A 19,687-nucleotide genomic window follows, 5' to 3' on the forward strand; every position below is an offset into this window, starting at 1 on the left:
TTCTCTAACGCGTAACAGGAATGACGACAATGACAAGAACAAAAATAGCACAGACCCTGAAAGAGGATGGTTTGTCCGGCGTGGCCCGCCGCGTCCATGCCGGCCTGATTTTCAGATATCATGAGACATTCAACTCAAGGTTCGACACGATACATGCGATCGACACAAGAACCTCCGTCGCGCTCGAAACGCTTGATTTCGAGCATCAACACAAAGCGCACGCAATCGACTATGAACCGACCCCTATAAAGCTTGTCGAAGCCCTGCTTAAACCCAGTCGTGCGCGTGCCAGCTCGACGACGTTTCTGGATCTGGGCTGTGGCAAGGGACGCGTTCTGATCAAGGCGGCGGAGCTTGGATTCGATCGCCTGATCGGCGTGGAATTTGCTGGCGAAATCGCTGAAGCTGCCCGGTATAACCTCGGACAGGTTTTCAGATCATCTCCCGGGATTTCATGGACGATCATCAGTCAGGATGCGGCCACCTACAGTCCGCCCGAAAGTGACCTGATCGTTTTTCTGTATAATCCTTTCACCCAGCCCGTCATGGAAGGGGTCGTAAACTGGATAGAAGCCCATATTGATCGCGGCTATCGCGTCGAAATCATCTACTACAATTCACAGTGCCGATCCTTGTTTGATGACTGCAACCGGTTGAAAGTGACACCGTTTCCATGGCTCGTGAAACTCCAGCTGCGCTTCCTGAGCTGGCACGCCGCCGTGAAATATCTTTCCGTAGCAGGCGACAGGAATGAATCATATCGAGGAACGGAGCGACAAGTCTGATTGATCCGCCTCCCCGGAAACCCCAGGGCTGGCGAGGCCTTGTTGCGTTCAATGTCGATCTTAGCCTGCGCAGCACGAAAGTTTCGCCACGTCCTTGTCGAAGGTTTGCGCCGCCAGCTTTAGCCCTTCAACAGTTGTCAGGTATGGGAAGATCGTCTCGCCAAGCGCCTTGGTCGTCATAGCGAACTTCAACGCCATGGCGAGCGTTTGGATCGTGTCAGACCCTTCGGGTGCCGCGATCTGGCCGCCCAGCAGGCGGTCGGTCTTCGCATCCGCGACCAGCTTGATGACGCCGCGGGTATCGCGGGCGGCGGCGGCGCGTGCCACGTGGTCCAGCGTCAGCACGCTGGTCTTGACGTCATGACCGGCCGCCTTCGCCTGCACCTCGGAAAAGCCGACGCCGGCGACCTGCGGATCGGTGAACACGACCCAGGGCATGGCCCCATTGTCATAGCGCAAAGCCTCAAGACCAAGCGCATTATTGACCGCCACCTTGGCCCCATAAGCCGCCATGTAGACGAACTGATCGCGATCGGTGACATCGCCCGCCGCCCAGACGCCCGGCCGCGTCGTGGCCATGTCGGCGCCGACCTTGATCGATCCGCGCGCATCGGTCTCGATGCCGAACTCGCGCAAGCCGAGGTCTTCGGAATTGGCCACCCGGCCTGTGGTCGCCACCAGCCGCTCTGCGGTTAGGGTTTCGGGCGTTCCACCCCGTTCGATCGTCAGCGTGACGCCGCCATCGCCCTGCACCACCGAGCGGTAGGCCAGGTCAGTCTCGACCGCGATGCCCTCCGCTTTCAGCGCTTCGGTCAACACCTCGCCCACTTCCGGTTCAACGCCGGGTAAAAGACGCGAACGCGTGACCAGTGTAACCTTGACGCCCAGCCGCGACGCCATCTGCGCCAGTTCACAGCCAATATAGCCGCCGCCCAGTACCAGGATGCTTTCGGGCTGATCGGGCAGGCTGAGAAGGTCCCAGGAATCGAGCGCCTCCACGGTCTCGATCCCGTCAATTTCCGGCAAGAAAGGGCGCGAGCCGGTGGCGATCAGAACCTTCGGTGCAGCGATGATCCGCCCGCCGACCTCAATCCCGCCTTCGATCAGGCGTGCGGCACCTTTCTCAATATAGGTGATATTCTCATAGGAAGGCAGCAAATCGATATATTTTTTCTGGCGCATTTCGTCGACCAGTTCGGCCGTCCCCTTGACGACCGCTGACCAGTCCACGCTGTGCGCACAGGGCTCAATGCCCGGAAACCGTGCTGCCGATATGCCGCCATGCACCGCTTCGCCGGCCCGTATCATCGCCTTGGATGGCACGCAGCCGACATTGACGCAGGTACCGCCGATGGTGCCGTGCCCGACCATGGCCACGCGCCTGCCGGCCTCGGCCGCGCTAATCGAAGCCGAAAACCCGGCCGAGCCAGCACCTATGACGATGAGGTCATAGCTGTCGTCGCCGTTTTTATTGACGGAGCAGCAATCGCCTGTCTTTACGGTTTGATTCATTATTTCTTCCTCCGCTTGCGACCGGGCACGGCGACGCGGCCTCGATCAAGTATTCAAAATCACACCATCGACCCGATGTCGGAGGCGTGGCCGGGATCAGGTTGGGGCCGCTGTCGCCGCATTCGCCTGCGGCGAAGACCGCGGAATCGCTCGTACGCATCGATGTGTTCACCTGGATGCCCCGCCGAGTGCACTCGGCGCAGGCAGCTTCAAGGTTCAGCCTGTCCATTTTTGGTACCCGGCCGGGGCTGAGGCACATGCTCATTGATGCAAAACAAGAAGGTGTCGCAATGACGGTACCGGCCAGGCCCGTTATCAGCAGTTTTCGGTCAGTCCATTTTGACATCAAAGTGAAAGCCTTGTGTGAAAATCTGACGATGTATGCGAACATCGACTGGCAGGTGCCTCATCAGGATATTCCAGATGCTGCGTGTTCAACCGTCCGTAACGCTTGCCGGGTATCCTACATCGGTTGAAGCCGCAGCGATCAGCACAGGCGTTGTCGCCGCCGTATCGTAAACCACTTCTGCGGTCCTGGCCGCATAATCGATATCGACAGATTTAACGCCCTCGACACGCATCATCGCTTTCCTGACAGCAATCGGACATGTCGCGCAGGTCATGTTTCCGATCGTAAAACGGGCTGTCGCCTGTTCGACCTCCACCGAGGCATCCGGAGCATTCTGCGCGCCGGCGACTGCGAGCCCCCCCGCGAGTGCCAGACCTGCCAGTCCGGCGATCATCCATGTGCGTTTCATACTTGTCTCCCTGGCTAGTAAAATAACGGTGCCCATACATCGATGGTCAAGGCCGCCAGCACGACAAGCGCGCCGCTCCACAGGGCGACCTGCTTGACGACTGACGACTGCAAACGGGCGCAATAGCTACCATCCTCGCAGACACTGGTTTTTCGAAAATAGACATCCCAGAACCCAGCCGCGAGAAATCCGATCGCGACCAGAAGAAAAAGGGGCTTGTAGGGTTCCAGCGCCGTCAACTGGCCAATCCACGCTCCGGAAACACCGAGACTGATCAGCACAAGCGGCACGATGCAGCAGGATGATGCAAGGAATGCCCCCAGCATGCCACCGGCAACAAGCCACCTTGAGCGACGCTCATTTGCTGGGCTGTTTTCCGTACCTGCCATGACCAGCTGTTCCCATTGCTTTATTGATCATGATCACGTTACGCTCTGTAGTTGGTACAGACACAAGTGGGTATTTCATCATGGCCATCACATCGCCGCGAGCAGCACTCAAACGGGCTGAACTGGCCGGGCGGCTCGGCTGCAATCTTGAAACGATCCGCTATTATGAAAAGATCGAATTGCTGCCCGAACCAGCCCGCACGGCAAGTGGCCACCGGCTGTATTCGAATGAAGATCAGGTACGACTGCGTTTCATATTGCGAGCCCGCAGCCTCGGCTTCTCCGTGGAAGATGTACGCTCGCTACTTGGCATCAATGATGGCAGGCCGAGCTGCGCGGAGGTCAGGGCGCTGGCAGAAGCACATCGGGGCGATATCCGTAAACGCATCGCCGATCTGAAGCAGATGGATCGACGGCTCGGCGAGATCATGGCTGGTTGCACCGGCGCTGAAACACCCGATTGCGCACTCACCGACAAACTGTTCGAAGATAGCTGACAAAAGGGGCTCCTGCATCTGCCGGAGATGCAAATGATGGACATCCACGACACCATCACCGCTCCGCATCGCCTCAATGACGGTACCGATGTCAATGTCCGGCGGACTGCCTAGCCACAACATGTGGATCGGCCCGCCGATTTCGCGGAACGACAGGCAGAGAATGTTACCGCGATACCGATCGTCACGAACGGATCGAACAGTATTCAGTCATAGATGAGGATGAGCGCGTCGCCCGCAACCACGGCTACAGATGCGAGTGCGTCGGACAGATTGTGAAGGAGGAGCGCCCGGATATTCACGCTCCCATTCTGCACCGAATAGATCAGGAGGGCTGTAAGCTCTGCAATGACCAGCGCAACACCGCCAAGAATAACGATCGTCCAGCCACCAACGGCGGGCGGATCAGTGATCCGTATGACAGTCTTATTGACCAGATGGCAATGGAGACCCGACGATCATCGCTCGCGGGATCAAGATCGTCATGATCATGTGCGTGGCTCAGGATCGGCCTCCTCTTCCAGCACCTTGCGCTTGCACTCGAGATACGCGCGTCGCCGCGCGTGTACCGCGTTTTTTACGCGGCTCTTTGGTGGTATCAGGCCGCATTCCTCCTGCACCTTGGCCGACTGCTCACTTGAAAGGGCCCCCATCACGTTGTCGAGACTCTCGCAGCCGGCCAGGGCTGCGAGAGAAACGGACATGACCGCGAAGCGAAGTTCACGATGGATGAACATGCTCGGCCTCCAACAAGGAATGGTGCGCGTCGGGCTTTGGTGCGAACCAGCGGTGAAGGGCGGGTAGCACCAGCAAAGTTAGCACGGTCGAGGAGACCAGCCCGCCCATGACCACCGTGGCCAGTGGCCGCTGCACTTCAGCACCGACACCACTTGCGAAGAGCAGCGGCGCAAGGCCGAGCGCCGTCGTAAGGGCGGTCATCAGCACAGGACGTGCCCGCAAGCCTGCCGCCTCGACGGCAAGTTCATCGCGACCACGGCCCTCCCTGGCAAAATCATCCATGAAACTGACCAGCACCATGCCATTGCCGAGCGCGATACCGAACAGGGCAATAAAGCCGACCGTCGCAGGCACCGAGATCGGCAGGCCTGCAATCCAGAGCGCCATCGCCCCGCCGGTCAGCGCCAGCGGAATGTTGAGCAGGATCAGGATGGCCGATTTCATGCGCCCGAACGTCAATAGCAGGATCAGGAATACGATACCGAGCGTGATCGGGATCACGACCGCGAACCGCGCATTCGCTTCCTGCTGGAGTTCGAACTGTCCGCCCCATTCGACGCGATAACCAGCCGGCAGGTCGAGCTGGCTGGCGACCGATTGCTGCGCATCAGCGACATAGCTGCCAATATCGCGTCCTCTCACATTGAGCTGAACGGTGATGAATCGCTCACCATTCTCGCGCGTGATCTGACGTGGACCGACAATCTCCCTGATGTTTGCCACGCTTTCGAGTGGAACCCGTGCGCCGCTGGACGATTCCAGAATAATCCGTCCGATGGCCGCGGGCGTGTTGCGGTCCTCTTCGGCATAGCGCACGATGACGGGAAACTGGCGCACTCCCTCAAAAACGGCACCAGCCTCTGCCCCGCCGACGCCGGAACGCAAGGCATCGAGCGCCTCCTCCACGCTCAGTCCATACCGGCCGAGCGCAGGACGGTTGAGCGAGACCACAAGCTGCGGCGCGCCGGTGATCTGATCGGCCTGGACGTCGGTCGCCCCAGGAATTTCCTGAAGAATGGACTGCAAGTCCTGCGAGCCTTCGAGCAGGACCTCCGTATCCGGACCGAAGATCTTGACCGCCAGCTGCGCCTTTGTGCCGGTCAGGAGCTCATCAACCGACATGGCGATTGGCTGGCCGACATTAACCCTGACGCCTGGAAAGCCGCCGAGATTCTCGGAGATCGACGCCCGGAGTTCATCCGGGCTGATGCCATTGCGCCATTCGCTTCGGGGTTTGAGCGCCACGAAGGCCTCGATACTGTTCACCGGGTCGGCATGCGCGCCGACTTCCCCACGGCCGATCCGGCTGACAATGGAACTGATCTCGGGGAAGGCTTCAAGCAGTCTTGTCTCGATGCGGGTCGACGTTTCCTTTGCTTCGGTTAGCGAGATGGACGGCGCCATCGTCACACGCAACAGGACATCGCCTTCCTCCAGCGCAGGCGTGAACTCCGAGCCAAGGCGTGTCGCTGAGAGGCCCCCAACCAGAAGCAGGACGCCTGCTAGCCCGACCGCCGCGAGACGTCGCCGGACGAAGAAGGCCGCAAGCGGCTTGATCAGCGAAACAAGCCGGCTGTCGCTCTCCTGGCTATTGCTCTTGGGCGGACGCATGAGGCCGAGCGCCATCGCCGGAGCGATGAGCGCGGCATAGATCAGCGACCCTGTCATGGCGAGCGCGGCAGAAGCGGCGAGCGGCCGAAACGTCTTGCCTTCAGTGCCCTGTAGCGAAAAGAGCGGCAGGAAGACGATGATCACCACGGCGACGGCAGCAATTAGCGGCGCGATCACTTCGGCGCTCGCTCGCGCGACCGTCGTGCGGCTATCTTCACCCTCGCGTCGTTCGCGCAAGCCGCGATCCACGTTCTCGGCGATGACGATGGCGCCGTCGACCATCATCCCGATGGCGATCGCTACCCCGCCCAGCGTCATCAGATTGGCCCCGATGCCGAGGGCCTTCATCGCGATGAAGGCAAAGCCGACCGAGAAGGGAATAGCCATGACGACAACAAGACTTGGCCGCCAGCCGCCGAGGAACAGGAAGACGATGACGGCGACCAGGAGCGCGCCCTGCCAGAGCGCGGTCGTCACGGTCGCAGCCGCCTTTTTCACCAGCGTGCCCTGATCATAATACGGAACGGCTTTGACGCCATCCGGAAGCGACTGGTTGATCTCGTCGAAGCGCGCCTGAGCGTTCTCGATCACCTCAGACGTGTTTGTGCCATAAAGTTTCAGGACGAGACCGGCGACGGTCTCCCCTTCGCCATTGGCAGTTGCGAGCCCCTGCCGGACGCCGCCGCCGATGGCGACTTCACCGAGGTCGTTGACGCGGACGGTTCGTCCATCCACGGTCTTGACCGGCGTTTCACGCAGATCATCGAGGGAGCGAGCGAGCCCGACCCCGCGCACCGTGTACTGTTCGGCGCCAATTTCGATGAATTGCGCGCCGGCCGTCCGATTGGCGCTCTCCAGGGCGGCAATCACCTCGCCGACGCTGAGGTCATAGGATGTCAGCTGATCGGGATCGAGGCGGACCTGGTACTGCTTCTCGAAACCCCCTAGTGACAGAACCTCCGTCACCCCTTCAACCGACTGGAGCGGATACTTGATCATCCAGTCGGCAATCTCGCGCAGCTCAACCAGCGACCGCTCGCCGGTCTCATCGACGAGCCGATAGTACATGATGATACCAAGGCCGGTCGAAATCGGCCCCATCTTGGGTGTGCCGAAACCGTCGGGAATGGCGTCGGCGGCCTCGCCGAGGCGCTCACCGACGACCTGGCGGGCAAAATAGACGTCCGTGCCGTCCTCGAAATAGATATTGATGACAGACAGGCCAAAATTGGATGTCGAGCGGATCTCGTCGACCTTGGGGAGGCCGGACATGGCCGTCTCGATCGGATAGGTGACATAGCGTTCGACCTCTTCGGGCGACAGGCCTTCAGTTTCGGTGAAGACTTGGACCAGAGAAGGTGAGGGATCGGGAAAAGCGTCGACAGGCAGGCTGCGAAAGGCAAACAGCCCCCCGATCGACAGGGCGAGTGCGGCAATGGCGGCAAGCAGCCGGCCACCCGCAAGGCGGTGCATCAAATTGATCATTTTGCGGGTCTCCTAGTGTGCGTGGCCGTCGCCGAAAGCGTCTTTTTCAAGCTGCGCTTTCAGGGTGAAGGCGCCCTCGGCAACGAATGCTTCGTCGGCCTCGAGCCCGGAAATGATCTCGGTATAGCTGCCTGCACTCTCTCCTGTCCGGACCTCGCGCGGTTCGAACCCGTCATCCGTCGGGACGAAGACCGACATCCTGTCTTCAACACTGACAATCGCATCGGAGGGAACGCGCACGACGGGGCGCCCCTCTCCCGTGTCGATCCGCGCCGTTACGAACTGACCGGGCTTCAGCCTGTGTTCGGCATTGTCGACAATGACCCGCGCGGTCGCGGTGCGGGATGCCTCATTGATGACAGGCAGGACATTTGAAATTGTCCCTTCGGCCAGGACGCGGCCATCTTCCTGCTGGAAGGTCACGGTCTGGCCTTCGCTGACCTTGCCGAGATCTTCCTTGTAGACGGCGATGTCGGCCCAGACGACGCTATCATCGATGATGACAAAGATGGGCGCGCCGCCAGCCGATACGGTTTCTCCAAGAGAAACGCTCCGCTGAATCACCTCTCCGGCAAGGGGAGCCGTCACATAGGCTTGTGCAAGCGACCCATCCGCAGCCTCATTAAGCTTGTCCAGTGTGCCATGACCAATGCCGATCGCATGAAGCCTGTTTTCAGCAGCTTCCCGGCCGGCATTGGCTGCGGCGAATGCCGCACGCGCCGACTGCAGATCGGCCTCGGCGGTGATTTTCTGCTCCCAGAGGTTTTCCTCACGCTCAAGCTCGGCTTGCGCGAGGCGCTCGGCGCTCAGGGCATTCAGATAATCGGCCTTTAGGCCGGCGAGTTCACGACTGGTCAGCCGGGCAAGCGTGGCGCCGGCTTTCACGATATCGCCTTCGCCTGCATAAAGTTGGGCAACGGTGCCCTCGACCTGTGGCGAGACCCTTGCGACACGGTCCGCATCGAAACGGATCTCGGCCGGCAGTTCCAGCTGGCCCGAAACCGCTCCGGTCTGGGCTCGCCCGGTCCGGATACCGGCAGCTTCCGCCTCCTCGGCGGTCAGCTCGACATGATCGCCGCCTTCACCTTCGTGTTCGGTATGACCGCCTCCTTCTTCATGTCCCTCATGATCGTCGCCATCGGCCTCATCATGGCTTTCATGCTCCTCATCACTACCGTCTTCGTGGTCGTCATGGCCATCTTCGGCTTGTGGGGGCGTCCGGTTTGCACCAGACGAATCGGAGGCGTCATTGCCGCAAGCACTAAGATACAAAAGCGCTGGCGAAAGCAGCGCCGCATAGAATAAATTCAGTTTCATTGGATCTCTCCTTCGAACGGCGCGGCGCCAATCAGCGCACGCAACCGCAGCGTGTATGTCTGGAGCGCCAGCCGGGCATCGATAACGGCGGCGCGGGTTTCAATCAGACTGCGCCGCGCATCGAGCGTGGCGGTCAGGTCGAACTTGCCAACCCGGTAGCCCTCTGCCGCAGCTGTATAGGCTTCTTCTGCGAGCGGCAGCGCTTCGCCCTCGAGACGCTGCAAGCGGGATTTTGCGGCCCGGACCTGCGCGGCAAGACTCGCTTGCTCGGCCCGCAACCTTGCCTCAACAGTCTGTGCTGATAGCTCGGCACTCTGGGTACGTAATCCCGCCGCCCGCGTTGCGTCCTGATTGCGGTCAAAGACCGGCAAAGGAACACTGACACCCGCCAGAAACGCGCTATCGCCCGTGTCCTCAAATCTTCGGACACCAGCCGATACGGTTATATCAGGCCATGCGCCGGCGCGGGCCCGGTCCGTCGCCGCGCTACGAGCCGTCGCTCCGGCCTTAGCCGCCGCAAGTGACGGATGAACGCCAGAATCTGGTTGAGCCGACCCACCCGCCGGATCTGTTACGATTTCCGCAGTGCCAGACAAGACAAAGTCGATCTCTGGACTACCCCAAACGGACGCAAGCGCTAGCCCTTTGGCTTCGACCTGGCCCCGCGCACCATCCGCAACCGCCTGAAGCGCTGCTGCTTCAGCCCGCGCGCGCAGCAACTCAGGCGGAGCCGACGCTCCAGCGTCCACGCGGCGCTGGACGACGCCGGAGAACTCGGATGCGAGATCGGCTGAGGCCTGAGCGACCTCGGCCATGTCGTAAGCGGCACGAAGTTCCAGATAGAGTTCCCCTGCGAGTTTCTGAGCTTCCAGGCTTCGTACAGAACATTCGGCACTCGCCAATGCGGCTTCAGCTCTGGCGGCCCGCTCGGAAAGTCTTCGTTTATCGCCAAGCTGTAAGGTCTGCGCCACTACCAGGGTCGTCTCGTAGGCATTGAAGCCTTCAAGCGATCCGCTGCCGGCAAAGTTCTCGGTTTCGACAGACAGAGATGGATTAAGCCAACGGCTCGCCTGATCGGCGTCGGCCGATGAAGCTTTCGCCTCGAGAGCCGCCGTCAGAACTTCAGGCGAAGCATTGGCGGCGCGAGCAATAGCCGCGTCGAGCGTCAGTGGTCGGGATTGATCATAGTCAGTCGCGCTGACATAGACAGAACTACACCCTTGCGCATAGGCCGTACCGGCCATGACCGGCAGGGCGAGCGCGGTGATCGCGCTGCATATAAGAATTTTCATTTTTGCTGGTTTCCTCGTCCAGATTCAACGACAGCGAGGCCGTAGCCACGCAAAATAATCCTGTGTCGTTGGTCTAGGCACGAGGAGGACGGTAAAGACCGTCTGGGCGGAGGTTCTCGAGAAAAGAACCGCCAGGCAACAAATGTCTGGTCTGTACGGCAGACTTCGGAGCGCCGCTTAGATCGCCGCCGCCTATCAGATGGAAATGACAGCTTCCGCACTGATGCGCGGTATGGTCATGACCTTCATGCGATGGCTCCTTATCAGAGACATCTTGGGCTAGCTCACTCGCAGAACATTCCTCTGCGGCCTGATCGCCCGGATGCATGATATCCGCCGCAGCCGTCATCGGCGCAATAACAAAAGCTATCGCCATCACCATGACGAGCAACCTTCGTAAACACGTTATGACTTGGAACGGAAACATGATTGCTGGGCTAGCTACTTTCTATTGCGATCGGGTAAACAGGCTCACTCTCTTTTTAACACCTCCAGTCAATGGAGGGTCAAGCGCCTTTTGACGGAAGCCCTGCAAGCACCTCGGCGCCATCATGCTGTTCGTGCAAGCAATTCTCGTGCTGGCCAAGGGCAGCGAGCACAGAGCAGGATCCGATCTTGCCGCCTTCGCAAGCGCGGATCATGCGTTTGAGCTCGGCCTCGAGCGCCTCCAATTGGGTCAGCCTGCGGCGAACCTCGTCAAGCTGGCGACGTGCAATCTGGTCAACCAGGACGCACTCCCTGCCTGGCTCTACCTGCAGCGAAATCAGTTCCCTTACCGCTGAGACGGGAAACCCCAGATCCCTTGCATGACGAATAAAACGGAGACGCTCTACAGAGTCCCCTGCGTACAACCGCTGTCCGCTTGCGCTGCGTTGCGGCTCGTCGAGCAGGCCAATGGATTCATAATAGCGGATTGTCGTGACTTTTACGGCCGTCGCCCCTGACAGTTTTCCGATCGTCATCAAGGCCATGATAGCGCCCCTTGCCCCTCTAGTTACTGTAGACTGCAGGAAATAACCCTGACGGCTGAAAACACAAGCGCAGGAGGCAACATGAGTGGTGATACGACAATCCAGATACTCGGCATTGCCACAGGTGGCGCAGTTGCTGTGATTCCTATTTGGTCTGCAGCGTTCCCCGCGCAGAGAATTTGGCTCCCGCAGCGTTATTCGCGTTTCGTGGCACCAATCATCTGGAAGGGTACGATCACGAATTTCGGAGCGGCGCTGTCGATTGGGGCTTCAGGTAGGGCAACCGCTCCCGTACCCTGCTGGGCGATATTCGGCCTCGGGTTTGCCCCTCTCATCATCGCGAATATGGTGGTTTGGCGCGCAGATTTCCGGTTCGGTTTCGACAAGACACCAGGAGCCAAGGGCACACTTGCCACCACAGGGCCCTACCGCTACTCCAGCTATCCTCAATACGCTTGCAATACCAAGCTTTCTAACGGAGACGCTTCGATAAAATTCTTACGGTGCATCTCCCCTCACAGACAACGGTTGGTAAAATCATAGGATGGGTAGCGAAGACTTGAAAATCGAGACGTCAGACGAGCGCCGAACTCTTCAAATCGTACTATGGCTAAACATACTCATAGCCATTGGCTTTTTTGTCACAGGCTGGTTCGGCGACTCCAATGCCCTCCTGGCGAACGGGCTGGATAATTCCTCGGACGCGATTGTGTATGGCTTGAGCCTGCTTGCACTTACACGTTCGCAGATCTGGAAACGCAACGCCGCTCGACTGTCAGGTGGAATGCTTCTTGTATTTGCCGTCGGCGTCGCCGGCGACGCAATCCGTCGATACTTTGAAGGATCTGAACCCCTCGGTCTCATCATGCTGGCAATGGCCGCGATTGCAGGTGTTGTAAATCTGATCTGTCTCTGGCTTTTGAAAAAAATAGAAAAGAAGGATGTAAACCTGCGAGCCGCTACAACATTTAGTTTCAATGACTTCATCTCGAATGGGGGGATCATTCTCGCGGGCGTAATCGTACTGTGGACTGGGTCCAACTGGCCAGATCTGCTTGTCGGATTGGGAGTCGCGGCGATTGCGGTATATGGTGGAATCGATATTCTGCGCGATGCGCATGCTGATAAGCATCAGTCAGGATGATGCCCCAAACCCGGAATGAAACAAGTGCGTAAAACTCTCAAAATGGTCCGCGCGCAGCGTCATTGGGCCTCGCATGATGGGTTCCCAAACGTTACCGTAACAAATACCTACTCGATCAACTTTCTATTCCGGCATTGAATTTGCTTTCCCTGTTGAGTTGAATCTCTCTTGGGGAACGAGGACAAATGTCCCGGCTGGCAGATCATATAAGTGCTTATGACTACACATGGTTGTTGTCAGACAGCAGATGGGCCTGGGAGTTCCTGCGCCGAAACCGACGATTTCTTGAGGACTCGTCGCTTCCTTCTGCCAGTGAGCTTAGTTTCGCTCCCGCCTGCCATCAGATCACCCTCGTGCGCCCTAGAGCCTCTCAGGCGCTTGCTGAGCGATGGGGGCTCGCCTTCTTCCCGGATCCAGAGGATAGCGGCCTTGAAGCCGACGCCTTCTGGTCGGGAGGTCTCTATCCGAGGCGGGTTCACATGCAAGTTTCTCCGAGTGGTCCTAATGAATCCTGTGAATTCTATGATCGCACTGTTGGCATCTGCAGGATCACGCACTTCACCGACCTCGCCGGCCGCGAACAATTTCTTCTCAAGGGAAATGGCTGCGTCATTCAGGTGTTCTGCACGGGCATGTCACTTCTCGCCCGCGAACCTGTCAAGCTTAGCTTCATCATCGACAGTCTCGACGAATTCCAGGCCAAGCTGAAAACGCTCCAGCGCGCCCAGCGTGTCTATGACCCGCAAGCAGAGGCGGATATCCCGGAATGGACTCGCCATTCCTTGGCCCTTCGCAATGCACTGGTCGCACTCGATTGTCATGATGCCCAACTCTCATATTTTGAGACGGCGCGGTTTATATATGGCGAAGAACGGGCCCGCGAAGCTTGGCACAGCCCAAGCCGAGCGATGAAAGACGAGATGAGACGTGCCCTTGCCCGCGGCCGTGACCTGCGGGACGGCGGTTATGCAACGCTTCTCGGACCCGTCGAAAACGCGCTTCTTTTAGCCTGAAGTAGAATTTTGGCACCTCTTTTGCAGCACCCGCTTGTGAAGGAGGCACCTGATGAGTCCCGCCGACACACCCTCGGTCCGTATTGATCTGGATGACTACGCCTATACTTGCCGACTCTCCAGAAGTCGCTGGGCTTGGGAATTTCTTCGGCGAAATAGCGAATTCAGGCAAGCCGCCCTGCGGGCTGGCGACTCACAGATATCTGAAAAGCCAGCCTGTCACGGCATCCGGCTGCTCCGGCCGCTATGCGACCAGATCGACGCTGAGAAATTCGGCTTGGTTTTTTTTCCCGACATAGACGCGAATGGCTACGAGGCCGACGTCTTCTGGATCCCTGCCCTCTATGCTCGCGCCCTGACCATGCAGGTCGTACCGCGTCATCCGAGCGAGCGCGACGATATTTTCGATCAGACGATCAATGTGTGTGAAGTCACCCACCTCACAGATCGCGTCGGCCGGGAATACCTGATGATCCGTGGGCACGGCCACAGCATCCAAGTCGCTTGTTCTGGTCTGTCACTACTCAGCGTCGAACCCGTCCGCATGAAACTGATCATCGATAATGTGTCGAGCATGGACGAAACACTTAAAGTCATCGGCAAGGCTCAGCGTATTCTTGGCAAGGACGATCCGAGTTTCAACGACACCTGGACACGCTCATCGCTTGCGTTTCGCAATGCGCTCATTGCGCTCGATGCGCATGAGACCGGTCTAACTTATTTTGAAACCGCTGCCATCATCTATGGCGAGGATCGCGCCACCGAAGCCTGGCAGAGCCCCAGCCGGGCCATGAAAGACGAAATGCGCCGCGCCCTCGTGCGAGGACGTGAACTCCGGGATGGCGGATACAGGGACCTCCTGACTGCACAGACCTGAGCAGATCCAATTTGGCATCAGACCTTGATCCGGCGATCACCCCTCGCTGACGCGAGGGGGCTGTTTCGCGGGCGGCACGCCGCCAGCGGCCCGGCTCGTCTCCGGACCTCTGGTCTGCCCTTCCGGGCAGCCCAGCGGCATGCGGGTGTCTCGCCGGTGATCGCGCCAGCCTGCGCTTCCCACTGACAAGCAGAGGGGTCGGAGGCTGCTCGGCCTGCATGAGCATTATGAGGCCGCTGGCTCAGGGGGCGTTCGGGTCGTTCAGCCATTTCCCGAATACGGTCACATCCTGGGCTTCATAACCGAGCGCCCCGTAGAAGGCTTCGGCATCGGCATTGCCGATGCGGACCATCAACTGGACTTTTCCGACATTCCGGCTTGCGAGCCACAGCTCGGCTTCGGCCATCATTTCGCGGCCATGACCATGACCCTGTCGCTCCGGTTCGACGGCGAGATAGTAGATCCATCCCCGGTGCCCGTCATGCCCGACCATAACTGACGCGATCAGATCATCCTCCCTGTAACCCACCATCAGCGTCGCTTCGCGGCTACGCACACACAGATCGATATCGGCCGACGGATCGTTCCACGGCCGCGTCAGGGCGCAGCGTTCCCATAGCGCAATCACAGCGTCGCGGTCCTGCTCGCGATAGGTGCGGATGTGTAGGCTCATATAGTCTGTCTTGCGGGATTCGGCTCGGTTGGCGCGTCCCGCGGCCTGCAACCGTCCGCCCGGCGTCCAGGACAATCTCCCTCTCAGACGGAGGTGGGCGGACGACCGGTCTGCCCGGACCCGCCGCTTGCGCAAGGCGACGGGACTGAAGGCGTCTTGAAGCGGTCTCAGCGTCCTACCTTTCCGCCTTGCCCAACCGGCTAACAGGTCCGGCCTGCCGGCCTTCTCGCCGCCCACCCCCGCCTGATGCGGGAGGGACATTTGGGCGGGGAGACGAGACTGACGCCATGACCACACCGCAACCTTCAGCCCCCCTTGCGGCAGACGCTGCACCCACATCTCCAGACCGGCCCCGTATCTATGTGGCCTGCCTTGCCGCCTACAATAATGGCTGCCTGCACGGGCGCTGGATCGACGCGACGACACCTGATGAGGTGATGGCCGAGGTTCGCGCCATGTTGGTGACGTCGCCGCTGCCGGACGCCGAAGAGTGGGCGATCCATGACTATGAAGGCTTCGAAGGCGCGCAGCTTTCCGAATATGCGAGCTTCGGGACAGTCTGTAATCTGGCCGATTTTATTGCCGAACATGGCAGGCTCGGCGCGCTGGTCCATCGCCATTTTGGCGACGACCTTGAGCAGGCCGTGGCGGCTTTCGACGATTACGCAGGCTGCTTTTCGAGCCGGGCAGACTTCGCCGAAGAACTCCACCGCGACACCGGGACGGAAATCCCCGCAGCCCTCGAATACTATATCGACTGGTCAGCGCTCGCCCGCGACATGGAGCTGAATGGCGACATCATGGTGTTCGAGACAGGGTTCGAAGACGTTCACGTTTTCTGGACGCGTTGAACGCCATGACCTTCACCCAGCACTTCAACACCTACGCCTGCGAAGGCGATACGATCAGCTGCGAAGCCGAGGGCTTCACGGTCACGGCCCGGATTGTTGCCGACGATTGCCCCGACGCGCCGGACCAGCGGCAGGACGGATTCTGGCCCTCGCTCTACAAGGACGCGCCCGGTTTTATTGGGCCGGGAAACGGATTCCGCCAGCGCTTCGCCGAGGCGCAGGCCAAGGCCGAAGCCGTGATGGAAGCATGGCGCAAGGGCGAGTGGTTCTATTGCGGGATCGTGCTTTCGGTCGAGCGCGACGGAATCGAACTGGATCACCACGCCGCCAGCCTCTGGGGCGTCGAGTGTAATTATCCCGGCACGGACAATTGCTACCTCACCACTGTTGCGAACGAGCTGTTATCCGAGGCGCTGGACGCAGGCCGCGCCGCTGCGGCCCGGCTTGCTGCGACCGTGACGGGCTGGGCTTCGACATGAGCGTTGCCCGCACCGTCACTGAATTGCTTGGCCCAAGGCCGCGCATGACGCTCGTCATTGCCGAGGCCCAGGTCGCCGAAATCTGGGTCGAGGGCCGCGCGCCCCTGATCACGATCCGCGACTATGACTGGGGCGAGACCGACCCAGAAGCCTGCCGCGACAGCGAGGGCTTTCCCTTCACCAAGATCAACTGGAGAGGCCCTGCATGGGCGCTGGGTCTCTCGCTTCACCCGCCAGAAAAGGAGACCCCCATGGCACAGCCCGACCTTAGACACATCCCGCTCGACGAGCTTCGGATTTCAAAACTCAATATGCGTCATGGACGAAAGAAACCGGACGTGTCCGACATCCTGCCATCAATCCGCGAGAGCGGTTTGCGGCAGACTTTGCTGGTCCGCCGCGAGGGCAAGTATTATGGCGTCATCGCCGGACGCCGCCGCTTCTTCGCGTTGAAAGAAATCGCCAAGGAGACAGGCGAGACGCCGCTGGTCCCCTGCGCGATCATGACCGAGAAGGATGCGGCGTCCGCGATTGCCGCCTCCGTCATCGAGAATGTCGGACGCCTGCCAGCGACAGAAATGGAGCAATATGAAGCGTTCAAACGGCTGCATGAGGAAGGCAAGGCAGTGGAGGATATCGCCGCCTTCTTCGGCGTGACCGAGCTTATGGTGCGGCGTGTGCTCGCGCTTGCTTCGCTCGCCGAGCCGATCCGCAAGCTCTACGCCGAGGACGAGCTGGACCGTGAAACGATCCGCGCGCTGACGCTCGCCACGCCCGACCAGCAGGCCGAATGGCTTCGCCTCTTCGAGAGCGAAACCGAACGCGCCCCGATGGGCCGGTCGTGCAAGGCATGGATAACGGGCGGGACCACGATCACCACCGACAAGGCCTTGTTCGATCTTGATGCCTATGAAGGACAGGTCACTGCCGACCTCTTTGGCGAGCATGGCGTCTTTGCGGATGCGGATCAGTTCTGGCAGGCACAATCCGCCACGATTGCCGAGCGGGTCGAGGCCTACAAGGAAGACGGCTGGAGCGATGTCATCTGCCTTGAGCGCGGGGCGTATTTCCACCGCTGGGAATATGTCCAGTGCGCCAAGGAAGATGGCGGGAAGGTCTTCATCGAAATCCGCCATGACGGGACGGTCCAGCTCCACGAGGGACAGCTGACCTCCGCCGAGGCCCGTAAGCGGCAACAGGGTTCGAAAGGTGACAGCGACGCCGTTCCGGCAGCCGTTCGGCCAGAAATGTCCGGCCCGCTTGCGGAATACATCCTGCTTCATCGCCACGCTGCTGCTCAGGCGAGTTTGGCCACATCACCCGCGATTGCTCTCCGCTTGATGGTCGCGCATGCGATGGCGGGGAGCGCGCTCTGGGACGTGCGTCCTCACGAGCTTCGCGTCCGGAAAGATGAGACGCAAGCGAGCGTCGAAGGCTCGGCATCTGTGGCTGCACTCGCCGAAAAGAAGGTTCAGACTGACGCCCTGTTCAAGGCGCTGAACGTCAATCCGGCCCTTCGCCGGAACGGCGACGACTACCGCGTGTGCGAGCTTTTCACTGCGCTGCTCGCCATGTCGGATGAAGAAGTCCTGACGGTTCTGGCAAGTGTCATGGCCCGGGCGCTCGAGGCCGGGAATGGCATTGTCGAAGCCGTCCTGCATGTCTGCGGCACCGACCTTTCGGCGGCGTGGAAGCCCGACGATGTGTTCTTCGATCTCACGAAGGACAAGCGCGCCATCAATGCGATGATCGGAGATATTGCGACCCTGTCGCTCGCGGAATCGTGCCGCGCCGAGACGGGCAAGGCGCAGAAACAGGAGCTTGCGAACCGGATCAGCGGGGAGGGTTGCGAGGCCAATCCTGACTGGCGACCGGGCTGGATGCAGGTGCCACCGACCCGCCTTGTCGACGGGGCCGGATCACCGCCCGCCGATGCGTGGACACGGATTGCGAGCCTGTTCGAAGCGGGGGCGGAAAACGCGTCCGATGAGACGCCTGAGCATCAGGACGCTGCCTGAATAATCGTCTCCTGTTCAGCCAGCTTGAGGAGCCGCCCGGTGCCTGTCACCGGGCGGCTTTCCGCTTTCTGAGGCTGGGGATTGTGGCTCCGATACCTGGGCGACCCATGAAAATGCCTTCAAAAAAAATCGCGCGTCTTGAGGTCTCGATGGACAATCGAGACGCGTGTGATGAGGGGTCTGATTTCTTCCCGAAAAGCGTGTCACTGACCCCTTGTTTCCGTCTTTGCCTTGAAGACCTGGACGCGGACTGAGCGGCCATGAAACCGCCTGCGGCGAAGAAATTTCCCCGCCGCTTTGCGGCTCCTCGCGCAGCAAATTTCATCGCCCCAGGCGGTGCTCCGCATGCGCTTCGCCCCTATCGGGTTCTAGCCGCTCAGCCCCCGTCCGGGCGGTCCGGCGTCGACGGGGACAAGGGGTCCCCGGGAGACACGCCAAGGAAAGAAAAGGAGACCCCTATGGCAAACGCACTCGGATATGTCAGCGAGACCAAGTCCGGCTTTGAAGGCACCCTCGCAATGATGAACCTCTCTGCCGCAATCCGCATCGAGAAGAATGCAGAAAAGACCGAAGAAGGACATCCGGACTACCGCATCTATGCCGGTGAAACCTCGACCGAAATCGGCGGCGGCTGGATGCGCAAGTCGAAGGCATCGGGACGCGACTATGTCTCGCTGACGCTGGCAGACCCGCAGATCGGACCGCGCCGGATTTTCGCAAACCTCGCCCCGGTCAAGGGCAAGAAAGGCCGGCACGTCATTCTCTGGAACGCGCGCGACTAGGGTAGATCACAGCCTTGCCAAGCCGCTCCGGAGACACCTCCGGAGCGGTCTTCTTTCATACCGAAAGGGTCTGCAACGAAGGTGCTGATACGCCTATCAGCGCTGCATTCTAACGTGAGGGTTCTTTGGGGATTCAAGGGTGTCGCGAGCGTGTGGTGCAAGTTAGACACTCTTAATCTGAGGATGAGTTGGCAGTCTGTCAGGGCTTCGAGTTGCGTAGAGGAAAGGAGAAGCAACGCTATGACAGAGACAAATAGAAGTGGAGAGGAGCTTCGACCCAAATCAAACCTCCCAACCCCGACCGAATGGATGAACACGGATGAAACCGCTGACCATCTCGGCCTCAAACCGAAGACCCTGGTCAATATGCGTTCGCTGGGAACAGGCCCGGTTTATCACAAGATCGGCGCCAAGGTCTGGTATCGCGGCAAGGACATCATCGCTTACACCAATGGACGTAGGTTCATGGGGACAGGCCTTCGCGATGAGTCGTAG

The 19,687-nt window shown here is 59.8% G+C and carries 20 protein-coding genes and 2 pseudogenes; 11 read left to right on the top strand and 11 right to left on the bottom strand.

Going from position 1 to position 19,687, the window contains the following annotated elements; translation table 11 throughout:
* Positions 1–29 precede the first annotated feature (29 nt).
* Positions 30–785: a class I SAM-dependent methyltransferase gene (locus tag D1223_RS16330; RefSeq protein WP_158588521.1), complete on the top strand. Its 756-nt coding sequence runs from the start codon at positions 30–32 to the stop codon at positions 783–785.
* Between the two features lie 60 nt (positions 786–845).
* Here D1223_RS16330 and merA read toward each other — a convergent pair whose 3' ends face one another.
* The 4 genes from merA to D1223_RS16350 are packed head-to-tail and all read right to left on the bottom strand — an operon-like array spanning position 846 to position 3,444.
* Positions 846–2,297 carry a mercury(II) reductase gene (gene merA, locus D1223_RS16335; protein ID WP_119377464.1) on the bottom strand — a complete coding sequence of 484 codons (1,452 nt, stop codon included), beginning with the start codon at positions 2,295–2,297 and terminating at the stop codon, positions 846–848.
* Positions 2,254–2,688 carry an FAD-dependent oxidoreductase gene (locus D1223_RS19090; RefSeq protein WP_119377465.1) on the bottom strand — a complete coding sequence of 145 codons (435 nt, stop codon included), beginning with the start codon at positions 2,686–2,688 and terminating at the stop codon, positions 2,254–2,256. The genes merA and D1223_RS19090 overlap by 44 nt, the downstream gene beginning before the upstream one ends.
* Before the next feature lie 43 nt (positions 2,689–2,731).
* Positions 2,732–3,055: a heavy-metal-associated domain-containing protein gene (locus tag D1223_RS16345; protein ID WP_013301497.1), complete on the bottom strand. Its 324-nt coding sequence runs from the start codon at positions 3,053–3,055 to the stop codon at positions 2,732–2,734.
* Between the two features lie 14 nt (positions 3,056–3,069).
* Positions 3,070–3,444: a mercuric transporter MerT family protein gene (locus D1223_RS16350; protein ID WP_034813607.1), complete on the bottom strand. Its 375-nt coding sequence runs from the start codon at positions 3,442–3,444 to the stop codon at positions 3,070–3,072.
* An 80-nt stretch (positions 3,445–3,524) separates the two neighbouring features.
* On the opposite strand from D1223_RS16350, the gene D1223_RS19095 reads away from it, so the two are divergent.
* Positions 3,525–3,941, top strand: a complete 417-nt coding sequence (locus D1223_RS19095; RefSeq protein ID WP_034798637.1) for a MerR family transcriptional regulator — start codon at positions 3,525–3,527, stop codon at positions 3,939–3,941.
* Between the two features lie 9 nt (positions 3,942–3,950).
* Here D1223_RS19095 and D1223_RS19320 read toward each other — a convergent pair.
* The 6 genes and pseudogenes from D1223_RS19320 to D1223_RS16385 all read right to left on the bottom strand — a co-directional run.
* Positions 3,951–4,357 (bottom strand): annotated as a pseudogene (locus D1223_RS19320) (cation transporter); the annotation flags it as partial.
* Positions 4,358–4,429: 72 nt separating this feature from the next.
* On the bottom strand, positions 4,430–4,678 hold the full coding sequence (locus D1223_RS16365) for a hypothetical protein (protein WP_084391405.1): 249 nt from the start codon (positions 4,676–4,678) through the stop codon (positions 4,430–4,432).
* A complete protein-coding gene (locus D1223_RS16370; RefSeq protein ID WP_084391404.1) occupies positions 4,662–7,775 on the bottom strand; it encodes an efflux RND transporter permease subunit in 3,114 nt (1,037 codons plus the stop codon). The genes D1223_RS16365 and D1223_RS16370 overlap by 17 nt, the downstream gene beginning before the upstream one ends.
* A 12-nt stretch (positions 7,776–7,787) precedes the next feature.
* Positions 7,788–9,092, bottom strand: coding sequence for an efflux RND transporter periplasmic adaptor subunit (locus tag D1223_RS16375; protein ID WP_018149441.1), 1,305 nt, complete (start codon positions 9,090–9,092; stop codon positions 7,788–7,790).
* Positions 9,089–10,384 (bottom strand): TolC family protein, encoded by a 1,296-nt coding sequence (locus tag D1223_RS16380; protein ID WP_018149442.1) that lies wholly within the window; start codon positions 10,382–10,384, stop codon positions 9,089–9,091. Before D1223_RS16380 ends, D1223_RS16375 begins: the two co-directional genes overlap by 4 nt.
* Before the next feature lie 506 nt (positions 10,385–10,890).
* On the bottom strand, positions 10,891–11,355 hold the full coding sequence (locus tag D1223_RS16385; RefSeq protein WP_084333203.1) for a MerR family transcriptional regulator: 465 nt from the start codon (positions 11,353–11,355) through the stop codon (positions 10,891–10,893).
* Positions 11,356–11,899: 544 nt separating this feature from the next.
* Between D1223_RS16385 and D1223_RS16395 the strand changes: the two genes are divergently transcribed.
* From D1223_RS16395 to D1223_RS16405, 4 genes and pseudogenes are all read left to right on the top strand, one after another.
* A complete protein-coding gene (locus D1223_RS16395; RefSeq protein ID WP_013301506.1) occupies positions 11,900–12,499 on the top strand; it encodes a cation transporter in 600 nt (199 codons plus the stop codon).
* Positions 12,500–12,684: 185 nt separating this feature from the next.
* Positions 12,685–13,512, top strand: coding sequence for a DNA -binding domain-containing protein (locus D1223_RS16400; RefSeq protein WP_084391402.1), 828 nt, complete (start codon positions 12,685–12,687; stop codon positions 13,510–13,512).
* Between the two features lie 52 nt (positions 13,513–13,564).
* Positions 13,565–13,714: pseudogene (locus D1223_RS19105) on the top strand (transcriptional regulator domain-containing protein); the annotation flags it as partial.
* A 75-nt stretch (positions 13,715–13,789) separates the two neighbouring features.
* Positions 13,790–14,389 (top strand): DNA -binding domain-containing protein, encoded by a 600-nt coding sequence (locus D1223_RS16405; RefSeq protein WP_233353236.1) that lies wholly within the window; start codon positions 13,790–13,792, stop codon positions 14,387–14,389.
* A gap of 241 nt (positions 14,390–14,630) precedes the next feature.
* Here the strand turns inward: D1223_RS16405 and D1223_RS16410 are convergent, their stop codons facing one another.
* The gene (locus D1223_RS16410) at positions 14,631–15,062 is read right to left on the bottom strand and encodes a GNAT family acetyltransferase (RefSeq protein WP_084391416.1); all 432 of its coding nucleotides are present in this window, start codon (positions 15,060–15,062) and stop codon (positions 14,631–14,633) included.
* A 287-nt stretch (positions 15,063–15,349) separates the two neighbouring features.
* Here D1223_RS16410 and D1223_RS16415 point away from each other — a divergent pair, with 287 nt between their 5' ends.
* From D1223_RS16415 to D1223_RS18895, 5 genes are all read left to right on the top strand, one after another.
* Positions 15,350–15,913 (top strand): antirestriction protein ArdA, encoded by a 564-nt coding sequence (locus tag D1223_RS16415; protein WP_084391400.1) that lies wholly within the window; start codon positions 15,350–15,352, stop codon positions 15,911–15,913.
* A gap of 5 nt (positions 15,914–15,918) precedes the next feature.
* Positions 15,919–16,392 (top strand): hypothetical protein, encoded by a 474-nt coding sequence (locus D1223_RS16420; protein ID WP_084391399.1) that lies wholly within the window; start codon positions 15,919–15,921, stop codon positions 16,390–16,392.
* A complete protein-coding gene (locus D1223_RS16425) occupies positions 16,389–18,410 on the top strand; it encodes a ParB/RepB/Spo0J family partition protein (RefSeq protein WP_084391398.1) in 2,022 nt (673 codons plus the stop codon). Before D1223_RS16420 ends, D1223_RS16425 begins: the two co-directional genes overlap by 4 nt.
* Before the next feature lie 458 nt (positions 18,411–18,868).
* Positions 18,869–19,192, top strand: coding sequence for a DUF736 domain-containing protein (locus D1223_RS16430; protein ID WP_013301513.1), 324 nt, complete (start codon positions 18,869–18,871; stop codon positions 19,190–19,192).
* A gap of 240 nt (positions 19,193–19,432) precedes the next feature.
* Positions 19,433–19,687, top strand: coding sequence for a helix-turn-helix transcriptional regulator (locus D1223_RS18895; RefSeq protein WP_013301514.1), 255 nt, complete (start codon positions 19,433–19,435; stop codon positions 19,685–19,687).

Origin of the sequence: Henriciella mobilis, assembly GCF_003576285.1 — a bacterium.
GTDB classification, from domain to species: domain Bacteria; phylum Pseudomonadota; class Alphaproteobacteria; order Caulobacterales; family Hyphomonadaceae; genus Henriciella; species Henriciella mobilis.

Coding starts and splice junctions, on each gene's coding strand:
- D1223_RS16330 (WP_158588521.1), top strand. CDS start 30: ATGACAAGAACAAAAATAGCACAGACCCTGAAAGAGGATGGTTTGTCC.
- merA (WP_119377464.1), bottom strand. CDS start 2,297: ATGAATCAAACCGTAAAGACAGGCGATTGCTGCTCCGTCAATAAAAAC.
- D1223_RS19090 (WP_119377465.1), bottom strand. CDS start 2,688: ATGTTCGCATACATCGTCAGATTTTCACACAAGGCTTTCACTTTGATG.
- D1223_RS16345 (WP_013301497.1), bottom strand. CDS start 3,055: ATGAAACGCACATGGATGATCGCCGGACTGGCAGGTCTGGCACTCGCG.
- D1223_RS16350 (WP_034813607.1), bottom strand. CDS start 3,444: ATGGCAGGTACGGAAAACAGCCCAGCAAATGAGCGTCGCTCAAGGTGG.
- D1223_RS19095 (WP_034798637.1), top strand. CDS start 3,525: ATGGCCATCACATCGCCGCGAGCAGCACTCAAACGGGCTGAACTGGCC.
- D1223_RS16365 (WP_084391405.1), bottom strand. CDS start 4,678: ATGTTCATCCATCGTGAACTTCGCTTCGCGGTCATGTCCGTTTCTCTC.
- D1223_RS16370 (WP_084391404.1), bottom strand. CDS start 7,775: ATGATCAATTTGATGCACCGCCTTGCGGGTGGCCGGCTGCTTGCCGCC.
- D1223_RS16375 (WP_018149441.1), bottom strand. CDS start 9,092: ATGAAACTGAATTTATTCTATGCGGCGCTGCTTTCGCCAGCGCTTTTG.
- D1223_RS16380 (WP_018149442.1), bottom strand. CDS start 10,384: ATGAAAATTCTTATATGCAGCGCGATCACCGCGCTCGCCCTGCCGGTC.
- D1223_RS16385 (WP_084333203.1), bottom strand. CDS start 11,355: ATGGCCTTGATGACGATCGGAAAACTGTCAGGGGCGACGGCCGTAAAA.
- D1223_RS16395 (WP_013301506.1), top strand. CDS start 11,900: ATGGGTAGCGAAGACTTGAAAATCGAGACGTCAGACGAGCGCCGAACT.
- D1223_RS16400 (WP_084391402.1), top strand. CDS start 12,685: ATGTCCCGGCTGGCAGATCATATAAGTGCTTATGACTACACATGGTTG.
- D1223_RS16410 (WP_084391416.1), bottom strand. CDS start 15,062: ATGAGCCTACACATCCGCACCTATCGCGAGCAGGACCGCGACGCTGTG.
- D1223_RS16415 (WP_084391400.1), top strand. CDS start 15,350: ATGACCACACCGCAACCTTCAGCCCCCCTTGCGGCAGACGCTGCACCC.
- D1223_RS16420 (WP_084391399.1), top strand. CDS start 15,919: ATGACCTTCACCCAGCACTTCAACACCTACGCCTGCGAAGGCGATACG.
- D1223_RS16425 (WP_084391398.1), top strand. CDS start 16,389: ATGAGCGTTGCCCGCACCGTCACTGAATTGCTTGGCCCAAGGCCGCGC.
- D1223_RS16430 (WP_013301513.1), top strand. CDS start 18,869: ATGGCAAACGCACTCGGATATGTCAGCGAGACCAAGTCCGGCTTTGAA.
- D1223_RS18895 (WP_013301514.1), top strand. CDS start 19,433: ATGACAGAGACAAATAGAAGTGGAGAGGAGCTTCGACCCAAATCAAAC.